Raw genomic sequence first — 6,926 nt, 5'->3', positions numbered from 1 at the left:
ATCCGTCCGTGGGTTCGATTGAAATTACTTGGCTTCGGACTTTGATGGCTGCGCCCCTTCCTCCAACGCGCGCAACCGCGCTTCGAGTTCCTGGCGCCGCTGCATCAGTTCGTCTTCATCGGGAGGCCGCGGACTCGATGCATCCACGCGATCGGAACACGCATCCGCTGACAAGGCATCGTCCCGTACGCACCAGTGTTCACCCCCCGTGGTGACAAACCACATGCCCTCCACCCGGTCAGCCACGTAATACGGCCCAATGCGCTCGACATTGATCGCCTGGCCGTGCGCTGTCTGCACGCTATCGATCGACTTATTTCGAGGCCACGCGAAATAGGTGGACTCGCCATCCGACAATACCTGCCCCGGTCGTCTGTTTCCTTCCATGTCTGTTACGACATAGCCCAGCTCGAATTCATCCGCTTCCGCCAGGATCGCGAGCTCCGGATTATGTCCACTCGACTCCATTCCACCCGATCCGCTGCGCTCCATCATGGCGCAGCCGGATGTACCAATCATCCCGGCGACCACGATGATATGGCGAACCCATGATCTAGTATGCAGCATGGCGCCCCTCGGCAATACGATTGGAGTTTTGTTCGAGGTGATACCGGGCATGCCGGGATTTTACCCGCTGCACGAATGTCTGCGTTTCATCAAACGGCGGAATCCCGCCATATCGATCAACGGCACCCTCGCCCGCATTATAACCCGCAAGCGCCAAGTCGAGATTGCCACCATATCGGTCCAGCAATTCACGCAGGTATGCCGCTCCGCCCTGGACGTTCTGCGCCGGGTCCCGCCGATCGGTCACTCCGAATCGACGGGCTGTTGCCGGCATCAACTGCATCAGCCCAACAGCCCCGGCATGGGATTCGACGTATGGCTGGAAGGAGCTTTCGGAATGGATAACGGCGCGCAAAAGCGACTGGGGAATGTTATGCGCTTGTGCCGCTTCTCGGATGAGATTGCGGTAGGCCACCGTATTGATCGACCCATTATAGGGGGTTACTTCGCCCGACTGCGAGTGCATCGCACGCCCGCCCCCGTTTCGGCGAACGGACGGCTGCGTCTTTTGCCCTTCACCCTTCTGGATGATTTCGGCGTGATGGGAAATGGTTTCTCCGGCCCGGAAGAAATGCACCACTCGTCCATGATCCCGGTCATGCACGACGACCATTTGAGGCGAGTTTGCCGCCTCCATCCCGATCGCACGGAGATCCAGGCCGGCGTTACCGGCCGCATTCACCGATGGACCCAGAAACGCCAGCACCACCGCCAGCGCCCATCCGGGCCCTACTTTTTTTTTCTCTTGCGCGATCACCGGCTCCATGCCACTCCCATTCCGTTGGGTGTTATATCTCCGTCTACCCGTCCAGTTTAACGGACAATATCCTGGTTGACCATGATCGTGAACGGCTCGCCAGCTGGGATGGTGATCGTTGGCCCACGATCCCGATGCCGATCCAGCGAATCTTCCGCGACATCCGCAAAAATCTCCGACGCTGCGGTCCCGGTCTGATTGGCATCTCCCCCAATCACCGAGTCGGATGTTTCCGCCTGCCTTTCAGCACCCAGCGTGATGGCACCAATCAACCCCGCTCGACCCAGGCGAGACCAGAAGTGTGTATTCACGTTTCCTTCCACACCGGAAGCGCCCGATTCGTCCGCACCTCCCATGGCCGAAATATCCACATCCCTCCCATCGGGATAGATGATCCGCTCGAAGGCGAATACAAGCCGATCCTGCCCGTCCAGCACATCCGCATTGTACTCACCGACCACACGCGACCCCCGCGGGATCACGATCTCGCCACCGGTCACCGAATCCCGGACGTCCCGGGTGACCATTGCGGTGACCATGCCGGGGAGGTCGCTATTGACGTCCGTCTGCAATACGGCCGGGATGACAGAGCCCTCATAGACCACCGGGCGCTCATGCGGGCGATCCCGGACTTCGGTTTCGGCATCGGCTCGATTGGTCTCGCTCTCGGAACGGCTGCGCAACCATTCTTCATTTCTCTCCGCGCGGCTGGGCGTCTCTTCCATGAGACCGCCACCGGGGCCCATCATGTTACCCAGATTCCCCAGTCTCTCCTGAAGGCTCTCCTGCGCTCTGGCTACTGGATCCACCCCTGGATCGGCACCCGGTCCACCTGCTCCGGGTACGGCTGGCGCACCCTCGGCTCCTTGCCTCGAGGACGGGGCACCACCCACACCGCCAACACCCATCGAGGAGTTGTCGATGGCGATCATGTCGGATTGCGCTACCCGCTTGCGGATTTCACGCTCGCGCTCCACCTCCGGGTCGACCGTTTGCTCTGGATCGCTCGGTTGCGCTGCGATATCCGGCTCGCCTTCCACTTCGACCTCGGGCTCCTCCTCGCCCTCTTCGCGGAGCTCTTCTTCCCGCGCACGCCGGCGTTCCAGTGCCTCTTGCTCTCGTTCACGGAGTTCATCCAGGAAATCCCCGGAATCCCCCGGGGGGGCGGCTGTCCGCCGATCGCTTTCACGATCTTCCTGGGCCTCACCGTTCCCATCGCCCCCCATATTGCTGATCATCAGGCCCAGCCCCATCGTTATCCCGATGGCCGCCACCACGACACCCATCAACTTTTTCGACAGCTTCCCCTGCGGGGCATCCGCATTACTGGTGGCGGGCCGGCGCTGAGTCTCCTGCGGTTCTCCCTCGCGAGTCGGGTCCTGCTCTTCATCCATGATCTTCCGCCCCCGTCAGGTCCGTTCGATTACGACTTCACTGTCTCCGATGCGCAGCAGTGCGCGATCCGTGAGCCGATGTATCACGATGTAGTTCCCTTCGACCCGATAGTTCGCCAGCGCCTGAGCATGCCTCCGGCCGGAGACAAAAACCGCCGGGACTTCCTGCACATCATCCTCCAGGCGAATCCAGAGTGCCTCCCCATCATCAAATGCGTTTTGCACGAGGCCCGACGATCCGCGCACCTCATAACCGAAGTTCAGATCCTCGACGCGCGGGCTTGTATGCTCCGTGGGCTCCGGACGTTCCGCCTCTTCACCCTCGGAATCCATCGACGCTGACCCCGGCCGAGCCCCTCTCCCGGACCCCTGTTTGACCATGCCACCCGAGGAATAGTCCCACGATACACGTTGATACCACTGGCTGTTCTCATCCACCGCGCGAAGGCTGATCTGGTACGACCGCTGGCTGGTCACGATCGTCCCGGCCGTGTAGACACCACTTCGGATGGGCTTGATGAAAATGTGTCCGTCTATGTCCTCGGTCTTCCACTGGACCGTATCCCCGATTGCAAGGGCGACAAGCTCTTCATCGGGTGCCAGGGCAATATTGGTGGGTGCCGATGGCCGCGCCAGGATCTCGTATGTTCGGTTCGGGTCGTAACGAAACTGCACCAGATTGGTTTCCTGGGGGAATGGATAGGCTTTCGGCCCCTCCACCCCCGGGCTCTGCGCGGCAGCACCGACCGACGTAAGCGCCATCGCCAGCCCCACCAGGCCTACCCCAAAGATCCGCTGCTTGCCTTCCATGTTTAGCTGCCCCCCACTTCCTTTCTGAGGTCAAAATTCTCGATCTGGAGCCCAATCGGGTTTTCCAGGATTTCCTGTTCCGTGCGCGGCGGAACGATGCTGTAATTCGCCGTCAGACTCCAGGCCTCAACTTCGTCCGGCCGGTTCGGTTCGCGTGTAATTGTCCGAAATTGTACCAGAACCGCGTCGTTCGGCATCATGTTCATCGAACGCACGCGCACCTCCGTAATTCGATCCGGATTCTCCGCGAGCTTGTCGAACGGTTCATATTCTTCCAGATGATTCCGAAACTGGTCCTGAGCCGTTCCGGTCGTCGTCTCGAACGCATCCGGCAGATTTGCCTGCGTCACCCCGGGACGGATCTCCATCATCTGGTTGATCCATTCAGCGAGAAAATAGCGAATCTGCACTTCCTCCGGTTCAAATTCCTCCACCGATGCCACTGCCGCCTGCGTTCGACCGATATCGTCCGTCTCGATCACATACGGGACCACCGACTTCAGGGGCGCCAGCCCTGCCATCCCGAACCCCATGGCGATCACCGTCAGCATTAGCCCGATGACGAGAGCGAAGTATCGATTTCTTTCGACCTGAAGAGCGCCCTCGTGGAGAAATCGTTTCTTGATCGCTTTCGCGTTCAGCGCGGGGGCCGGAGCTTGTGCCGGCGGCTCTCCACCCTGTTCCGCTTTCCCTTTGGCCCCACGCCGGTCATTTGTGCCTCCCCCCGTCGTCTTCACTCCACCTTCCGGAGAGGATCCGCCGTTCGGAGAGGATCCAGCGGCTGCCTCCTCTCCGTCGGCTTCATCGGCCGACTGCTTGCCCACCATGGATTTGAACACTTTCCCTAGTCTCATCGTCAATCCCTACCTTTATCCTGCTTAACGCCGATGCATGCTGAACTTTCCGGCGGCACGGGCCGAGAAGCACCCGACGACAAGGTCATAAGTGCGCATCCGCTATTCGGTCACGAATGGGTGATCTTCGGGTTTTCTTTTGGCTTCGCCAGCCCCGCCTTCCTGGCTGCTGCGGAGGTCGCCTGACCGCCTTTCTTCGCGGTGTATCCACTCGCCTTGAGCGTACCCCCGCCGGCCATAGCTCCACCCTTGGCGAGCCCCGCCGCCGCTACACCGGACCCGCCCCCGGCCATCCCGCCGATTCCGCGGCCCATCATCAAGATTTCCACGAACTGCGGAACCTTGATCATAATGTACATACCCACTACCGCGATCAGCAGCAGGGGCATGAACTCACCCCACTCAAAAAGAGCCCGAATCTCTTTGTTTTCCAACTCCGACATATCAACACCGACAATACCGGCCAGCCCCACCTGCCCGAGCATCAGGCCGGTAAAAAGAGCCATAACCAGGGACAGCATGGTGTACATCAGTCCCACAATAATCGCGATCCGAACCCACCCATCAGCGATATAGCTCAAATACGGGACAAGGAACATCGCCAGCATGACTGGACCGATTGCGATCACCATCGACTTGAGAAACCAAAGAACAATCACGACGATCGAATATACCAGCACATAGGCAAACATCACGGCCCCTGCCAGAAGGGTCATCAATGTCACCCATGCATCGGTAAAAAACTTATCTGCATAAGCGGCGATGGTCGGTCCTGCGTCCCAAAATCCGCCACTCTCATTGCTCGCGTTTTCTCGGGTGGCTGCGTAGACCTCCGAACGGGTTTCCGCCATATTGAGCAACAGCCTTGCCATCCCTTCAGCCCCCGCCAGGCCAGGGGGGTGCGGATCATCATCATCGAATCGCGTTGATTGCGAAATTGATTCTTGATGTTTCGCGGCCATATCGGTGCGATTCGCCATCTCGACGACTTCGCTTGCCGCTTCGGATTCGATCGTCTGAGCGAGCACATCGAATCCATCATAGAAGCGATCGATCAGCTCTCCATAATTGCCGATCATCCAGTAAAGCGCCGACCAGAATATAATGAACTTAAACAGTTCGAAGAACATATCCTGGGCAACCAATGAGTTCGATAGGGCAAAACGAATACCCATGACCACGACGGCGATTACGAGGAAGATATCCATCAACATGATCGATATCCCGCCCATCCGATCCCCGATGTTGACGGCGAACGCCTCCATGGTGGCCAAGGGGGCGAGCACGACCTCAAGAAAGTTCGTAAGGTCCTGCGTTAGATTTTGACCTACCGCGCTATCCGACATCCCGGTCTTTCCTTGCGATCCGGCTTAACTCCATAGCCTGTTGTTTTCATCCAATTCTGACCCGAATCAGCCCCGGCCACTGACACGCTCAGTGCTGGCACGGGCCGCCAATTCGCGCTATTCGATCATGGATGCCACGAACGGGGCGGGCGGCGACTCAACCGATCCACTACTCCCTCACATCCCCAAACTGCTCCAGGAAGAACTCATCGGCCGCCTCACTCCGCTCAGTGGCCCACTCCCTCTCTGCCTCCGTTTTCTCCTTCATCCTTTTCCGGTGCCCCTCACTACGGGCTTCTTCAGCCCCGATCTTCGCTGTTTCCTGCATGTTCCGCTGGGCCAACGTCTCAGTCATCTGAGCATTCTGTCGGGAAATGAGTGCCATCTGACTGCTCAGCTGCTGAAATCCTTGCGTCTGACCATCGATCGTTCGGGCCTGGCTCTCAAACCGCTCGACCTCTTCGTACTGTTGCTCGACCTTGTCCATAATGCCAGTGGCGTGCTCCATCTGCTGCTTCGCCCGGGCTTGCCCCTGCTCTTCCTGTCGCGCGCGAATTTCGTGGTACTCCTCCCAGGTTTCGGCGTCGCTCAGAGCGAAGTCGCGATACAGATCATTCATAAACTCGCTCCCTTCCTGCAGGGAGCCATACAGATCCTCGATTGCGTCGCGATGGGCTCTGTATTGATCACGCGCACCACTCACGCCTTCGCCGAAGTCGCGAAGCTGCTGGAAATTCCGCTGATACTCCTCGATTTGCGCTTGATACTGCTGCACCATTTGCTGGTACTGGCGCGCATTCTCCATCGCGCTTTGGATATTTTCGCCGAAATTCGCGGCATCAAACACCGCCCATTGGGCTGACGCGCTGATGCTTCCCAACAACATCACCACCGCCAGCGCGACACCCGCGACCTTCTTCTGCCTAGAAATTCCCGCGCATTGCCTCATGGTAATACTCCTTCCAGTTGGGGCCGTGATGTTCACGCGCCTCGTTGAAAGCCTTCTGTGCTTTTCCGTCCGACCGCAGATGCGTGAGGATTTCGGGCGGAAATTGCGCCTCGATCATCCGACTCGCATCCGGCGTGCAGACATAGTATTGCATTTTTGGCGTCGCCGTGCGGATCCGCTCCACCTGCTCGTGAGTCAGGCCGAACCGTTTGGTGTAGAGGTCGATCGATGCCCTCGCATTGGCATTCG

At 58.9% G+C, this 6,926-nt stretch carries 7 protein-coding genes and 1 pseudogene; all 8 read right to left on the bottom strand.

What is annotated here, in order from left to right; all coding sequences use genetic code 11:
• Positions 1-24: 24 nt before the first annotated feature.
• Positions 25-567 (bottom strand): hypothetical protein, encoded by a 543-nt coding sequence (locus tag F573_RS14435; RefSeq protein WP_155986681.1) that lies wholly within the window; start codon positions 565-567, stop codon positions 25-27.
• Positions 554-1,333, bottom strand: a complete 780-nt coding sequence (locus F573_RS14665) for a lytic transglycosylase domain-containing protein (protein ID WP_019023027.1) — start codon at positions 1,331-1,333, stop codon at positions 554-556. The genes F573_RS14435 and F573_RS14665 overlap by 14 nt, the downstream gene beginning before the upstream one ends.
• Before the next feature lie 47 nt (positions 1,334-1,380).
• Positions 1,381-2,718: a TrbI/VirB10 family protein gene (locus tag F573_RS0113475; RefSeq protein WP_038033519.1), complete on the bottom strand. Its 1,338-nt coding sequence runs from the start codon at positions 2,716-2,718 to the stop codon at positions 1,381-1,383.
• 15 nt (positions 2,719-2,733) lie between these two features.
• Entirely contained in the window at positions 2,734-3,528 is a 795-nt protein-coding gene (locus tag F573_RS0113470) for a TrbG/VirB9 family P-type conjugative transfer protein (RefSeq protein ID WP_026300941.1), read from the bottom strand.
• Between the two features lie 2 nt (positions 3,529-3,530).
• Positions 3,531-4,355: a type IV secretion system protein gene (locus F573_RS0113465; protein ID WP_081619240.1), complete on the bottom strand. Its 825-nt coding sequence runs from the start codon at positions 4,353-4,355 to the stop codon at positions 3,531-3,533.
• Between the two features lie 137 nt (positions 4,356-4,492).
• Entirely contained in the window at positions 4,493-5,728 is a 1,236-nt protein-coding gene (locus tag F573_RS0113460; protein ID WP_019023023.1) for a type IV secretion system protein, read from the bottom strand.
• Between the two features lie 169 nt (positions 5,729-5,897).
• The gene (locus tag F573_RS0113455; protein WP_019023022.1) at positions 5,898-6,677 is read right to left on the bottom strand and encodes a hypothetical protein; all 780 of its coding nucleotides are present in this window, start codon (positions 6,675-6,677) and stop codon (positions 5,898-5,900) included.
• A pseudogene (locus tag F573_RS15295) lies at positions 6,652-6,926 on the bottom strand (type IV secretion system protein VirB4); the annotation flags it as partial. The pseudogene F573_RS15295 and the gene F573_RS0113455, both read right to left, overlap by 26 nt.

It is taken from the genome of Thioalkalivibrio sp. ALE23, from assembly GCF_000378545.1.
Taxonomy (GTDB): Bacteria; Pseudomonadota; Gammaproteobacteria; order Ectothiorhodospirales; family Ectothiorhodospiraceae; genus Thioalkalivibrio.
The sequence above is the reverse complement of the archived record's forward strand: the minus strand, read 5'-3'. Positions and strand labels throughout refer to the sequence as shown.